Source organism: Fibrobacter sp. UWB15, from assembly GCF_900177705.1.
In the GTDB taxonomy this organism is placed as follows: domain Bacteria; phylum Fibrobacterota; class Fibrobacteria; order Fibrobacterales; family Fibrobacteraceae; genus Fibrobacter.
In genome coordinates, this window is record NZ_FXBA01000009.1 from 35756 (window position 1) to 51209 (window position 15454).

At 45.4% G+C, this 15454-nt stretch carries 6 protein-coding genes; 2 read left to right on the top strand and 4 right to left on the bottom strand.

Annotated elements, in window-relative coordinates; all coding sequences use genetic code 11:
- Positions 1-2 precede the first annotated feature (2 nt).
- Together B9Y58_RS11825 and B9Y58_RS11830 are read left to right on the top strand one after the other, a co-directional pair.
- Complete coding sequence (locus B9Y58_RS11825; protein ID WP_073057096.1) at positions 3-11837, top strand: LamG-like jellyroll fold domain-containing protein; 11835 nt, start codon at positions 3-5, stop codon at positions 11835-11837.
- Between the two features lie 9 nt (positions 11838-11846).
- Positions 11847-12512, top strand: a complete 666-nt coding sequence (locus B9Y58_RS11830; protein ID WP_073057099.1) for a hypothetical protein — start codon at positions 11847-11849, stop codon at positions 12510-12512.
- 44 nt (positions 12513-12556) lie between these two features.
- Here B9Y58_RS11830 and B9Y58_RS11835 read toward each other — a convergent pair whose 3' ends face one another.
- The 4 genes from B9Y58_RS11835 to B9Y58_RS11850 are packed head-to-tail and all read right to left on the bottom strand — an operon-like array spanning position 12557 to position 15412.
- Positions 12557-13339, bottom strand: coding sequence for a hypothetical protein (locus B9Y58_RS11835; RefSeq protein ID WP_073057102.1), 783 nt, complete (start codon positions 13337-13339; stop codon positions 12557-12559).
- A 10-nt stretch (positions 13340-13349) separates the two neighbouring features.
- Positions 13350-14471 carry a RodZ family helix-turn-helix domain-containing protein gene (locus B9Y58_RS11840; RefSeq protein WP_143154702.1) on the bottom strand — a complete coding sequence of 374 codons (1122 nt, stop codon included), beginning with the start codon at positions 14469-14471 and terminating at the stop codon, positions 13350-13352.
- The gene (locus tag B9Y58_RS11845; protein WP_073057107.1) at positions 14471-14932 is read right to left on the bottom strand and encodes a hypothetical protein; all 462 of its coding nucleotides are present in this window, start codon (positions 14930-14932) and stop codon (positions 14471-14473) included. The genes B9Y58_RS11840 and B9Y58_RS11845 overlap by 1 nt, the downstream gene beginning before the upstream one ends.
- Positions 14933-14941: 9 nt before the next feature.
- Positions 14942-15412 (bottom strand): hypothetical protein, encoded by a 471-nt coding sequence (locus B9Y58_RS11850; protein WP_073057110.1) that lies wholly within the window; start codon positions 15410-15412, stop codon positions 14942-14944.
- Between the last annotated feature and the right edge of the window lie 42 nt (positions 15413-15454).

Below are 15454 nucleotides of genomic sequence, written 5' to 3' on the forward strand. Positions count from 1 at the left end.
TAATGAAGCGGTTGATTGTATGTCTTCTTTTGATGGCTTTTACTGCTATATCTTGGGCTGTTCCAAAACCAATGGAAGCTATAACGAATTACAATGTTCTAATGGTTCATGGAGCATATGGTTCAGATAAAGGGATTGATGAGGACAAAAATTTAAAGGAAGCTGACTCTACCTCAGAATACTTAGGTGACGCTACACTTGGATCCTATACTTCTGATAACCGCATTACAAAGTGGATCGGTTCAAAAATTTTTGAGGAACCTGATATTGGAGACGAACGAAATCCTTCTAATGCCTACATTTACAATTGGCGTTCCTTTACAAATCCTGCAAATAGTTCTTTGAACAATGCTCATGAGATGGGTGACCGAATGTGGAATGCTAAGACAAATGGTAATCTCAAATTTGGTAAACGGCGTGCATTGTTTGAAGAAGCTCAAGAAGTGAAGGCAAGATTTGCTGTTGACGAAAATGATTCAACAAAAGACTTGCATGGTCAGACAGCCCTCGATTCCATCCGTAAATACCCTGATCTTTACCGTCAACTAGCTTCCCGTTACATCCTTATCGGCCATTCGATGGGTGGTGTTGTTTCTCGCGAGTATGTGCAAGGAAACTTCTACAATGGCGATGTGGACAAGATAATCACGCTTGATAGCCCGCATGAAGGGACCGGTGCTTTGAATATGCAATTGAAAAAAGGTATTCGGATAGATAATTTTACAGAACAAATAGTCAAAGATTTCTATAAGGCGATTCCCGCAGCAGTGGTAGTTGCCGTACCTTGTTTTTTAGTGAAAGGTAGTGCCCCTGCGTTTAAAATTGCAATGAGTATGTTGGGGGCGACTTTTGCGATTGAAAAAATAGGAAATGGGTTGACTCAAGTAAATGCCCCCGAATACTATTATCCTGACGACTCCTTAGTCTATTATGTTGATCCTTTGAATGACGGTTATCAAACAATAGATTCTCTTAACAAACTCAGTTTCAAGAATAAAATAGACTCGCTACCGATGTTTCGAATTCTTGCGAGTAAACACGGTATGACTTTTACAGATCCAGATTTAATTGATTACGGACTTTTTGAATTCATTCGTTATCTATTTCCAGACAATTTTACGCTCCCGCTTGCAAATTTTGGTAGTCAACTGATGGGAACGGGGGATATTTCTGCGCGAAATGCGAATGCAATTACATCTGCGATAATGGGTTTTGCTGGTATCCCAGTACAAGATAATGGAAGTAGCATTGTTCCTGCAACTTCAAGCGAAGGAAAGAATGTTGATATTCTCAATGATAAAGAAGTTGATGTGAATCGTTCATATTTTAATGCGGCTCCTGCAACATCAAGTGATGTTGGTGATGCCGCTTTTATCCTTGAAACGAGTGCCGATGCAATACTTCTAATTGACTACACTGTGGGGCTATTGTTCCCAACATCCGCTGAAATTGCAAAAATGGCTTTAGGAACAGCTTCTGCGATTCTTATAGCCAATTCTATGGCTTTATCATTAAAGTCAGGAATAAGTGATCTTACGAATTCTCATCAAATCCCACTTTATGCATCTAATTTGGATACAATGCAGTCTGCCGAAAACTTTTTTGCTCCGATACAGTCAGGGACGTCTTCATATACTCCATACCTCATGGAAGATTTCCTTTACGAGCGTCCTTTCGTGAACTTGGCGTTGAACGATACGGCGACATTGAACCAACTTCAGGGGATGAGTGATTCCGCACGGGATGTCTCCACCCTGAACCATAACTGCTATTACATTGCTTCTGGCGATACGGCGAAAGACGCTGTAGTCAAAAAGACGACAAGTTGTGCTGTAGGTTTATTCAAGTCGTCAAACGATTTGACATCAACCCATAAGAATCAATCCCTTTCGGGCTTGACAACGCCTCTCCGCTTCAAGTCGGAATCCGACTGGTCCAAGATGGGCGTGAAGGTGGACCGCTGGGAAAAAGTGGACGGACTTACCCCTGAAGGAAAGGATACCTCGGACTATGTCCCTATTCGCCATGTGGAGCGTTATGAAGTCCCCGCGATTACGGTCGAGGACTGGATAAACAAGTACTCTTTTGTCGTTGATGACCTGATGCCGCACAGGTTACGCCAAATACGCATGAATTTCAATTTTGTTACTGAGATTGCTTGGGAGTGTGATATTACAAAAGCAGAGGATGATGAAAAAGCTTGTAAGGTGTATCAGCGGAGTGCGGGCGAGTCTTGGGGTAAGTCAAAAAAGACGGTTCGCCACCCTGTCAAGAAAAATGGCCAGTTTGATTTTATTCCCGACGATTACGGCATAACAAATAAGTTAGCAATTCAGAAGGACAACCAGAACACAGTTACGATTTCGACGGTGAACAAGATTGGTCTTTCAAATACGCAACGCTTCTATTATATGTACAAAGCGACTGAAGATTTGCTTGGATCCAATTGGCCTACGCGAGATGTGGTGCTCAATAGTGTTGAAGGTTTCGAAGCGCATGCAAGTGTTCTTAATTATCAAGGCTTTAGAGTTGACAGTGCCTATGATGTCGTTTATAAGGGGGACGATATTGAACACGGAACCCGTCTAAAGATGACTGGAACGCCAAATGGCGAGCAAGATATGGATTTTGAATCCCGTCAGCAGATGGATAAGCTCTCTGATGGACAATATACATGGCAGTTTAGAGCCTATGCCTATAATTCGCTGGAAAAGGCCCTTGACACATCAAAATTCTATAACGCATCATTTACAATCGACCGAATTCCTCCAAAATTCAGTCTGTATACGGACAACGGATTTGTCAATCCAGACAGCGCTAGTTTTGTCGTTCGGTACAAATGGGATGGCGGTGATTCTAAGACCCCAGATATTCGCGCTATGCGTTGGAATCTTGATACGGCGTGCGTATTGGCTCATGGTGATTCGGCTATAAGTAAAGCGGTTTGTTCGGGTTCTATTAGTCTTCCTGCAATGTATGACGCGGCCGCTAGGAATTTTGCCATTTCGTGGGATGAAATTTCTGCTGATACTCGCAGGAACCTTGCTGATGGCCTATATCGCATTAAGGCTTACGCTTTGGATTATGCTGTGCCTAATCGCGCGATGTATGATTCCGTGAATGTCCTTGTCAACAAGATTATGGGTAGTCCCAAAAGTTTGACAGATGCGGACTGGAAATGTGTCCGTGATTCTTCTGCCCGCTTAAACGATACGACTGTCTACGCAATGTTCCGTATAGACAGGACCGCCCCTATTGTAAGTCAAATAGAACCGCGCGCGACATTTGCTGTTGATACTACGGGTACATCTTTTGCTACAGGAATAATTTTGGCGAATCCTTATGCATCCCTTTCCCGTCCGGTGCGAGACAGTCGCTTTACATATGTTGCAGATGATAGTCTTCTTAAAATTTCGTATAAGATTAAAGAACTTCATCCTGATCAAGATTCGGCTTTGGCTCTGGTATCTTGGAATTTTGAGCATGTCGGAGACTCCGCGAAGGTTAGTCGTGCTGGCGATTCTGTTTGGGTGAAAGAAGATCTCGCGACAAAGTCTTGGATAGAACCATCGGGATTGCGTCTGGCAGATGGTATTTATAAGATTCGTGCAAATGTTCGCGATAGAGCAGGGAATGTGTCAGACTCTACTGCTATGAAAATGGTCCGTGTAGATCGTACTGCGCCGAATATTGTGAGTCTCGTAAGTCGCCGCCTCGTTTATCCGGACGATGACAATGCCTTCTCGGCAACCATTAGGGTCAATCAGTCATATGATGCCGATTCCAACAAAACAGGAATGTATTGCCATTATCGTGTTTCGGGTGGTGATGCCGACCGAACATGGCGTGTGATTTCACGCAACGGAAAAGACTCCTTGTTGAAATCGGACTCGGTTTCTTTTGCGCTAGATAGCACCGCTGTTGGAACAGAAAAGGGAAAACGCTATCTTGAGGTGGCATGTATAGATGCTGCAGGAAATGCATCTGTGCGTACAGATTTGTTCCATATAGGTTTCCGTTCACCGAACATTGTATATCCTGTTGCGAACAAAACAGAATCATCAGAAAGACTTATACCGATTGTAGGAATAGCTCCGCCACTTTCATCAAGTGATTCCCTTACTGCAGTTTATCGGCTTCGTTACAAGAAATGTGCCGATAAGGAATGGCTGGGAGATAAAATTGATGTTGTTGCCTCAAATCGGCAACAAAAGGATTCCTTGCATAATTATTCACGCATATCACAGAGTACCGAAGGCGTGCTTGGTTATTTAAAAAATGAGGGCTTTGACGAAGATTCTGTTTGTATCGAGTTAGCGGTATCATCTTGTTTGACTTGTGATGACTGGAAAGCGGATGTGTCAAAAGTGATTGTTACTCCACCTGAAGATAGCGGTGCTGTAAATCATCCGACAGTTGTTTTCAATGTTTCAAAACAGTCTTTTACCGCTGGTGACGATTCTGTTTCTGTGACACTACATCTTGAGGGCGCATTTAATAGTAGTTACCAGCTTCGTGTATATGCGGAAGATAAAAAAGGTGTTGGTTTAAAGGACTGGGCCGCCCAAAAGGTATGGCGTAATCCTTATTATGGGATTCCCTCGGATTCACTAGTTAATGCGACATCTTCGGGCGTTTGGTTCTATCAAGATTCAGCCGGGACATATCATCTCCGCTGGAAAAATATCGGTGATACGCTTGGGCTACAGGTGATGTACGATTCGAAAAAAATGGGACAGACTTGTGCGAAGCCCGAAGGCAAGAATATGGAATCGGGATGTGAAATTGAATCGATGCTGTTCGATTTTACCTCTGCCAGCATTGTCAAAACTTACCTGGAAGATTATCCCGAATGGATCCCGCCATCGTATACGGACAGCGTGATGAAACTTTCTGTGCAGTCGGGGCATATTGTTCTTAATGCACAGGCGGCCTTCCGCATAGCGCTAGATAGGGGCTATGTTGTTGATACAAATCGAGTAAATATCCCAGTTTATTTTGGTAATAGTCTAGAAAGTGGTTTTTATTGGGTAAATGGCCTGGAAGAACGGTATATGTCACCGCTCACGACAGGATGGACGGCTGATCCGCAGGGATATGGTTTGAATTTTGTGTGGAACGGGTTGGCCGAAACGGGGGCATTCCCTGCCGAAGGACCTGTAAGGTTAGTTGCCGAGGTGACAGAAAATACAACAAAAGCTCCGCACGTACATGTAGAAACCAAGGTGATAAATGTGGAGCTACCAGTACTCAAGGTGGTTCTTCCAAACACCGTGCCGGATTTTCTTATTCTCAACAAGAATATTGATAATGGGGATTCTGTGGCTTACCGGCTAGATTCCATGGAAATTCGCTACGGCATCAAGAACCGGGATGCTTGCGTTTGGATGTACATAAAGGATTCGAAGGGGACATTTGCCACAAGCTTGCTGGATAGCATACCGCATCGAGCTTTTGCATCTGACTCTGCGTACAGTATTAGATGGTCCGGAAAAAATGCCTTTGATGTCCCGGAAAATGCAGATGGATTATATACGGTTGTGCTAAAGGCGAAATCATTTATTGGTAGCGATTCTGGAAAGGATTCCGTGCAAACGGATTCTACTGAGATGACGTTTAACGTAAAATATGCCGAGTCAATGCTTAAGATGACTCCTGAAGACCCGAAGAATTCTACTAGCCCCAGTATCTATGTTTCGGAGGCGAAAAAAGACCCTTATTCTGGAGATAAATACCGTTACGAACCTGTTGCCGATTATCTCTTGCGTACAAATTTAAGTGGATGGTATTTGCCGGACAGTCTTCGCGATTCGTTGAATGTGAAAACAGCTGTTACGGGTAAACAGAAACCTCTAGGTTTCGAAGCAGAAAGATTCAGCCTCGGAATCTTGAGGCAGAGAGACACCTTGGATTTGGTGGTGTTGATTGATTTTGATGAAAAATTGGATAAGAACGGATGCGATTCGGGAAAGCCCACTTATGATGGAGAATCGCACCATGCGTATAGGAAAAAATTCATTCGGTTTTATAAGGGTAAAACGGAACTTGATACATTGTTTTTCTCGGCAAATGTAGGATCCATTGATGATGGCCGTGCGTTCTCTATACATGAGAATTCAGTGTTGAAAGTTTATGCATTTCCTGCGTATATGAAGGATTCTTCTGTAGAGGCTTTGGCTAGTAATGTGAGGCAAGCTTTTGCTTGGTTTAATTATACTATGCCTATTCCTACAAGGAACCATGAAAATGATATAGCTGTCAAGTGGGGGGCGTGGAACAAGCTGCCTGATGGATGTATTGCAGATTCGTTGCATGATTGTACGTACAAGAGTGAGGGGTACAATTCCGAGGCGAATTTATTCATGTTAGAAATTGTACCACAATCAATTAAATGTGAATCAATTCGCAAATATAGTTATCCAAAGGTGGTATGGACTATGGATTGGGCTGATATTGGTTTAGAGCAATGTCCTATACACAAGACTTATTTTTATCATAATCTTGGCCAGGTTCGAAATGGAGAATCGTGCTATAATAATGACAGAGGCTTTGAGCAAATTTCATTCACTTTGCAGATTGGAATTCCTAATTTCTATTGGAATGCTGGTTTTGGCTATGACAATTTAGTGAATCGTACAATTCGTTTTGACGCTACGAACGGGACCATTTATGGTGATACATCGGGCTATCTGCTTGCAATTGAAAAAACTCAAGGTCTGTCGAAAGATCCGCGTCGCAATAATTATTATGACGGAACGAAATGGACTTTCAATAAGAAGTATGGACGTGTAACAGCCTTCGAAACGCAACATTTGCCGTTTTTCAAGGCGTCCGAAATGGATATTAAAGAAAACATATTCCTTTTCCCAGATGAAATTAAAAACTATGAAAAACCATCTCGTTTTACATTTAAATTCTATGATAAAGATACGTTATCTCATTTTATTGCGGATGTGATTGCAAAAGAAGAGAACGGCACTCCCTATCATAATTGGGTTACAAGTCTAAAGAACGGTATTCTTTCTACGGATATGCTCAAACATGGTGATATGGATGTCTTTGTCAGTTATAACAAGGTCGTTGCGGAAACAGATAAGTTCTTCAATGATACTACAGGATATTGGATTACATTTCCTTTAGCAAAAGATTCTATTCCTGAAAGCAATGATACGGTTAAGTATTATGCTGCTGCATCAAAAATTCATTATTATGTGAATGACTACAATAGTTCTAAATGGAAGAGAGTCTTTTCTAGAGGAACATATTTCAAGAATTTGGCGAATTCTGCTGGTTTTGTGAATTTACTAGATGTAAATTTGGATGTGGATCCTAATTCCATAAAAGAATTAGGTCTAATTGATTCTTTGATTACTAAAAATGATTCGGGAAATGTTATAATTTCCTTGGATTCTCGTAAATATGATGAATCTTCTCGCCGATATTATGCAGCGCTTGGAAAAGCGCCTCGAAGCGAAGCTGGCTTGCAGTATTATCTGAACTATGTCCTTGACGGATTAGATACATCTTTGTATAGCCAGTCAAATGATACTCTGTATGTGAAAGCCCAAAGATGGAACGCTCATAAATATATTCGCCGGATTGAGAAAAAAATGGAAATTCCGAAACGTACAAAGCCTGTTCGTGTTGGAATGGATGTAATTTATGAGCCGAATCAGTGGCAAAAGGAAGTCGTCATTGATTCTGCCTACCTTATGTTCCTTGATTCGTCGGAACATTCCCATTTCGAAGCCGCGGGGAATTTTCCCGCAGCGTCAGACTTTGTCATTAAATATAAGGATAAAGTCGGCGAAAAACGTATTCCAGAATATGTTGAACTTCGCGCAAAACTGAAGGAGAAAACTAAATACAGCTTGGCTTACATGAACGGAAATACTTTTTATTCTGTTCCGAAATCAATGCTAGATTCTGTATGGCGTGACAGCATATGGACGGATTCTTCAGGAGATTATCGGCTTGGCTGGTTTAATGTGAACAAGCTGCAAGGAAATACGCAGTTCCTGCTTACTTGGGGTAACTCACAGAATGGTAAAGCCTATTATTACAGTACATTTGACTTGATTGTGGGAGGTGCTGTTGCGAAGGGGGCTTCCAGAACGGTGATTTCGCCTTTGGAAGATGCTTCGGTCACGTTCTTTGATAATTCCTTAACTGAAAACAAAGATATCACTGTCCGTACAGTTGATGCGGATAATTCGTTTGATGTTTTCAATAACCTGGCATTAAATGGTCCGATTGTCGAGGTGTTGCCATCGATGACATTTGCGGATACCACAGCTCTTCCGCGAATCCAGATGAAGATAAGTCGTGAAGAAATGGTTGCGATGAATGCTACCCCGCAGACGGTAAAATTATACAAGGTTGATTTTGCAAATAAACAGTTTGTCCCGCTTGAAAGCGCTCTTTACGGGTTCCTGAATGCAGATGGAAGTGCTGTTATGGATGGAACTGATACTCTTAAATGCAACAATGCTAACAAGACGACGGATACTCGCTGTGCAGGAGAAGATCCTCAATGGGCCTACCTGCTGATTTCCGCTGAGACAAAAACGTTCTCTGTGTTTACAGCGATGGATTCCGCCATTGCGGAAACTCCGAATTTCAGCGTGACCGTCCTGCCCGAAATTGCTGCGGCTGTCAATCGTACCGTTCGTGTGGACGGCATATCGAGATTTAGGCTGTACGTAGATGATGACTCGTTGTTGGCCAACCGTGACGATGTCACCCCGCCAGACACTCTTGCATTTACGGCGGATTCCAATGGTTTTGCGCATGTGACGTTGCCGTCGCGTAATAATAATATTGATACAAGTTATGTGTTTGTGGTTGCGTTGAGTGAACCGGATTCGAATGGTTCTGTGGTTGAATTGCCTGCTGCTCCGGCGGTGGCTCGTGCATTGACCGTGAATACTCAGTTCGCATGCACCGTTCCGTCCGATTCGCTGTGGCTCGGTCTAGACAACGGTTACATGGCCTATGGAGCTAGTTGTACGCATCCTGGGTATGGACTTGTGTCTCTCTATCGCGATGGACGAGTCGTGGCCGAAATTCGTGGCGAAATCCCTGATACGGTAATCTATGACGGTTCCAAGACTACCGGAGCGTCAAGCTTGGGCAAAATTTCCACGGGCGTCTATGAATCTCGCTATGTGGGAGTCTCTGCACTCGGTATGGATATGCAGATGGCCGGGCCAAGAATCCATACGGATTCTGCACGTCCTGCCATCAGGAACTTCTCCGTGCAGGATTCTTCCGAGGTCCTTGACCGCATCTTTACGGCGACTGCGGATGTGTACGATTCCGAGTCGGGTGTTGCCCGCGTGGTCGTGACGCCGGTGTTCGGTGGCGATACATTGCGTGTCATGAATGTGGTGCCTGATTCTGCTGGTCATGTGTCTGCAAGTATCCGTATTTCCCGAAAGCAGCTTGCCGAATGTACCGGCTGCTACCTCTCCATGGAAGTTCGTGTGGAAGATTATGGTCATAACCATGCGGAACAGAAACATGTATCTGAAAAACTCTACCCGTATCCGACGGAACTTGCCCTGTGGTACCCGGCGCGTGAAGGTGGTGGTCGCCTTGTGCATGAGTTGTTGGGAACGGGCCATGATCTTGATTTGTTTAAAAAGATGGGCGGTCCTTGGGGCAGCGATGCCGGCTTGTATTTTAGCAAGTCTACGGATTATATCTATGGCAATGGCACGGTCGATTTTGGCAGCACGAATTCTTATTCTTTCGAGGCCCGAATTAAGCCGGGGAACCCCAACGATAATGCTTGGCATGAAATACTCAGTTTTAAGGGCGTAAACGCTCTTGACATTCGCCTTTTGCAGAATAAGCGGGCCTTGATGCTTGTTGAGTGTTCGCATAACTGGAAAACGGGTTCCATCTTGCCGATCACAAACAAGTCCTGGTCACATGTTGTCGTTACGGTAGATTCGGATTCCGTGAAATTCTATGTCGACGGCGAATCGAAGGCTGCTCGTAATTCCGGGATTTCTCTAGAACGTGAAATGGAAGGTGTGTTCTCTATGGGCAAGGCGGGTAGCGAACCTTCCTATATCGGAAACATCGCGGATATACGCATGTATTCGCGTGCGTTGACTGCTGCGGAGGTCGAGGAACTTTCGAAGCCCGTCACCGATGCGGGCGAGGTTTCCGATGTCATCGTCATCGCCGTGAAGGATATGGAGGCGATGAGCGGATTCTTGAACGAATTCTCCTGCTCCGTAGCCGGTAACAAGTACCTTGTGTCGGGCGATTCGGCGACACTCGCGATGTCCGTAATCGTCGAAAATGCTGCGGACTATAATGTCGTGCTGTACGCAAGATCCGCTACGGCTGGCGATAAGCCGGTCTATGTCGGCGAATCAAGCTTGCTGGCCGGGACGGCTGCCGTTTCCAATACCTGGCGCGCGGTGACTGTTTCTGGCGTGTCCGTTCATCTTGCAGCGGGTACGCATACGTTGACGCTGAGGGTTCCTGCCGGTGTTCAGATTGGTGGCGCGGCACTTACGACGGTCAACATTCCAGCCTCGATGATTGCCTGGGGTGTAAGCACCTCTGACAAGGTGGCAGGAATTGTACCTGCCGATACGGCTCGCAAGGTTAAGTCGTACTTGCGCTACGAGGGGTACCCGGAATCATCTACGCTCCGTCCGCGCATTCGCCTGCGTAACGTATCCAATGAGCCCGTGAATGGGTTCTCTGTCCGCTACTATTTCCGTGGCGAGGATGCCTCGCAGGCTGGAGTTGACCGTTATTGGCCGAACTACGGACCAACATTCCCTGCAGTTCATTCCGAGAGCGCCAATACGGGTTACGTGGAATGGTCGTTTGCCGAAACGATTCCGGTTGCCGGAACAGTGTTCGGTGGCGACGGGCCGCATTTCGGTCTCTATAATTCCGGCAATGTGCCGTGGGATGCTTCCGACGACCCGTCCTTCGTGGATCCGAATTCTGGCCTGGTTGCAAATATTGACGGCTTCTATGAAGATGTTGGCGTTGTCGTCCTGGATAAGGACAATAACCTGATAGGCGGTTCCTGCGCCGAGATGGAAGATCCCGTATCGCTCGAAACCAAGGTCCGTGTGCTGGCTGCCGATGTGCGTGGCGACAAGCTGGCAAGCGAGATTCACTTCAATGTGGAAAATACGGGCAATGTCTCGTTGAAGAACTTCGACGTGCGTTACTACTTCTTCGTAGAAGAGGGGCTCGCACCTGATTATGAACTCGACGACAAGTCAGAGTGTGCATCGGCTTCGATGGAAAACCTCGGCTCTGGCCGTTGGCAGGTGACGGTCCATTGCGACAAGCCGCTTGCTGCGGGTAAGACGTGGCAGAATCCGGTGAAGGTTGCGCTGCACTTGCCGGGTTGGGCGGAAATATGGAATGCGAACGATGACCCGAGTCACGATAGTCTGGGAACGACTGTGCGTGAAACTCGCGGCATATGCGTATTCGATTCCACGGGGTACATGCTCTACGGCAATACGCCTGTCTGGGCACTGCCCGCTCCGGATGAAGTCAACCCTGATTCCGTATATAATGTCGATTTCGGCTACCGTGCGCCGGGCAATTCCATACCCGTGATACGTACGCCGGAAGGACTCGTTGTCACGATGGATAACTGGTCCTATGTAGAACTGAGTCTGGTGACGGCAAAGGGTGCTCCCGTAAAAAATATCTTTGCCGGTACTCTTGCTCCGGGCGAACAATTTGTGCGGGTTGACTGGGCCGGTATTGACATGAATAAAACGTATTTGATGTTCAAGGTGAATGGCTCAATTAAATCAACGAAAAATCTATCTTTGCTGTAAGGATAAATAATGAATAACTTGTTTAAAATTTTTGCCGCCGTTTCCTTTGTTGTCATTCAAGCCAATGCACTGAGTCTACAGACGGTCTTTGACAACCAGAAGAAATCCGCTTTCCCGGATACTTGCGAAATGCAGATGCGTACCACGGTGACGCTTCCCAATATGTCCCCTCAGGTTGTGAATATGGCCCTGCTTACCGCCGGTGAAAACAAGTCCATTACAACCATCAAGTCCAGCATGATGCAGATGGAAATGGTACAGAACAACGGACGCATGAAGGTCACGGACTTGAAAACCGGGAAAAAACTCCCGGCGCAGAATATGCCTGCGCAGAACCCAGCCGATGTGAACAAACAGATGGGTTCTCCCGAAGATTATAACAATCCTGTCGCCGAAGGGAACCTCTGGAAGATTACACCCAAGGACCCGTCCAAGCCAACGCTATACTATTCACAAAAGAAAAAGCGCGTCATGAAAATGTCTGTAGTCGTGAACGGGGCGAATGCCGTAAGCGAGTTCGAATATTGCGACAATTCTTGCCCGTTGCCGGGAACGCTTAAGAAGGTGACGATAAGGACTTCCGCGCCTCAGGGCGGCGAAAGTACGGTTGTTTTAGAAGTACTTAAGGCAAAACAAAGACGCGTTCTTCCGATGAAGATGTTTGACGTGGAGTGAGGTTGCAGAAAGACTGCATTTTTCTCAAAGACGCTTACAACAAGCTAAAACAAGTACCATTTCCATTCAAGGTCGTAGTTGCTGTTGTAATCTTCGTGCTCCTTGATATCGGTAGATTTTAGGTACCCGATATTGGAAGTCGTAAAGCATTTACCTGAAGTATAAGAGTCGTTTACCGAAACATCTTCGTCGATGACTTTGGGGCAAATTTTAATCTGGTCCGTCCCCTTGTTGATTGTATAGGATTTGGTGACGGAACCGCTCCATAGCCTGGTATCTTGCTTGTCGATAAAGGTGGTGGTGTTTATGGTTTGCCCTAAAACGCCGTCGCTGTAAGTGTAAATCGTGAACGAAACTTCCGGGTCGCCAGCGTTGTCTAAACCGTCCCAATTACTTGAAAGCTGTTTGTAATAGGTCAGGGTAATTTTCATTGACTTTGCTGTGGTCAAGTAATAGAGAGCGCTGGAACTGCTAGATACATAGCGGGAGGAACTGCTAGAATAGCTGCATTGATACCCATAATTGGAGCAACAGTAACTGTTACTGTAAGTACTTGTACCCAGGCGGCATTTTTCGGATTCGCTTACGTAGCTGGAACTGCTGGAATATTTGACGCTGCATTTTTCGCCAAACATTTCGCAACACCAGCTATTGTATTCGTCCTTGTCGTTAAAGCACATGCTTTTTCTTTTGGCGTCGTAAACATCGTCGCTGGCGTTTGCTATTTCGTCTTCTGCCACTTCAAAAGGGCTTTCTTTGCTGCATGCCGTAAACGGAATGGTAGAAGCTAAACATAGAATGCTGATAATGCTTTTAAAGAATTTCATACTGAATCTCCTACCATGCAAAATCCATGCTTATTCGCCAAGTATAGAGGCCGCTCACGTAGGCGAAAATTTCATCAACATTCGTTCGTAACGAAATCAAGAGAATCTGCCATTGTATTGAAAAATGCCTATAGAATTCTATACCGAATCCCAGGTGTTCAAGAAATTCCCAGTCCGCGATAGTGAATGCCCCGTCGCAATCAAATGAATTGTCTGTATGGTAATAATTAGTATAATAGGTGTTATAACCATTGTCGTAGCCGTAATAATAATCATCATATATTCTATTTTCCCAGCTCCAGTCTGCATAGTAGTGGGGAATCCAGGCGTATATGGGTTTTCTGATAAGCGTACTTATGCTTGCGAAGGGACTGATTTCTTTTGTTTTCCCGATAGGGAATCCAAAACGGAATTGCAGGGGAATTTCAAATAGAATGCTGTGATAGTCTATTTCGCCATAGGCATTATCGGCATTGTAGTTATACAAGTCATCTTCTTTAAAGTAATAGTCTGCATGGTGGTATACAATATTTAATCCCGTCTGGAAAGAACCCCATTGGTAAAAATACCAACGTAATAAAAAGCCTAGGCTCGCTCCGATGTGATCGGTTCCGAAATCGTGTATCCGATTCACTTCGTGGTTCGCGACTTCATATTCCTGGAAATAATCAAATCCAAGCGAAATGCCCTTGTAGAAAGAACGCTTCCTTTGGTCTGGACTCACTTCCACGTGTTGCGGGGCGGAGGGCGTAATGATTGCATGGTTTGTGTCGGGGGCCGCCTCTTGAGTGGCGGTATCGCGAGTTGCAGTGTCTATGGCGATGGCGTCTTGTGGCGGAACAACAGAGCTGTCGCTGATACTTGCCGAAGTGTCAGCTGCGTTTACAGAATCAGCTTCTGTTACAGCGGTTGAGTCGAAACTTTGTGCGGTATCGCTTAAAACGGTGTCTGCGGCAACGGTATTTGCGGGAATGCTGTCAATCATCTCGGAGCATTTGCAAAGAAGTTCCACCTTGGCGCAAGCGGGGGAATCGCTTTTGCCCATGCAGGATCCGCAAAATTCAATGCAGGTGTCGTTAGCGAAAACGCTAATTGATAAGAATAAAAGGTACGGGAGGATTTTATTTTTCATTATAGTGATGCTAAGATGATGACGAGTGCTAACACGATGCCGCCCCCAATGGCAACCCATATCCCCGTATTACTCTTTTCCTTCATTTCGTAAGAACCGTCGGCTTGCAGTTCGGCGGTGTATTCGCTGTCGCCCTTGTAACCGAAGTTGACGTTCATGATGGCGCCGTCTTTCTTTTTCTTTTTTTCTGGAGGCGGCGCAAAAGAAGCCTTCATGATAGGTGCGCTTGGAGCGGGCTCGACGGTTTCGCTCACGGTTTCGGGTTCTTCGGCTTGTGCGCTTTCATCGTCATTTACAACAGTTTCGCCAGACTCGTTGCATTGGCATGTCTCGATGATTTCGGTGCACAATTCCGACTGTTCTTCGGTGCATTTTTTGCAGAAATCGACACAGGCGGCATCGTTTGTTACGGCAAAGGCAAACGAACTAGCGAATAAAATGGATAAAAACAACTTGAGCATGACATTCCCCTACTCAGAAAGAATAACCGCTGTCACGACTCCTGCGATGGCTAAAATGCCAAGTAGAATTAACCAAACGGGGGTATGTTGCGACACTTCGGTGTTGTTCTGGATTGCGGCGTAGTCGGGTCTTGGGCGAAGTCCGATAATGCGGTTGTTCACGACCAGGATTCCCACAAGTTCGGTACGAACGCTCCACAAGTCGACGCGGTCCTTGTCATTTGGCTTAAAGTCGCGCCCGTCACGCACGGACTTGTAAAGGTGGGGTCTGTAGTTGTACACGAATTCCACGGTGTCGCCACGGTATTCGGTAAAGACCGGTGTGCCGAGAAGCGGCGCGATTTTTTGGATGTTCGGTTCGGCGAGAATGGTTTGCATGTCATCGTCATCGACCCAGTTTTCTTTGAGGCCGTATGTGGATGCACAACCGGTAAGGAATAACACTGTCAAGGCGATTAAGGCGAAAATGCTCTTTTTCATAAAATGCTCCCTCAAAAAAAATCCGGAAGGAGTCCGGATTTT

Excerpts from the sequence above, each read along its gene's own strand:
- B9Y58_RS11845 (WP_073057107.1), bottom strand. The coding sequence starts at position 14,932 with ATGCTCAAGTTGTTTTTATCCATTTTATTCGCTAGTTCGTTTGCCTTT.
- B9Y58_RS11850 (WP_073057110.1), bottom strand. The coding sequence starts at position 15,412 with ATGAAAAAGAGCATTTTCGCCTTAATCGCCTTGACAGTGTTATTCCTT.
- B9Y58_RS11835 (WP_073057102.1), bottom strand. The coding sequence starts at position 13,339 with ATGAAATTCTTTAAAAGCATTATCAGCATTCTATGTTTAGCTTCTACC.
- B9Y58_RS11830 (WP_073057099.1), top strand. The coding sequence starts at position 11,847 with ATGAATAACTTGTTTAAAATTTTTGCCGCCGTTTCCTTTGTTGTCATT.
- B9Y58_RS11825 (WP_073057096.1), top strand. The coding sequence starts at position 3 with ATGAAGCGGTTGATTGTATGTCTTCTTTTGATGGCTTTTACTGCTATA.
- B9Y58_RS11840 (WP_143154702.1), bottom strand. The coding sequence starts at position 14,471 with ATGAAAAATAAAATCCTCCCGTACCTTTTATTCTTATCAATTAGCGTT.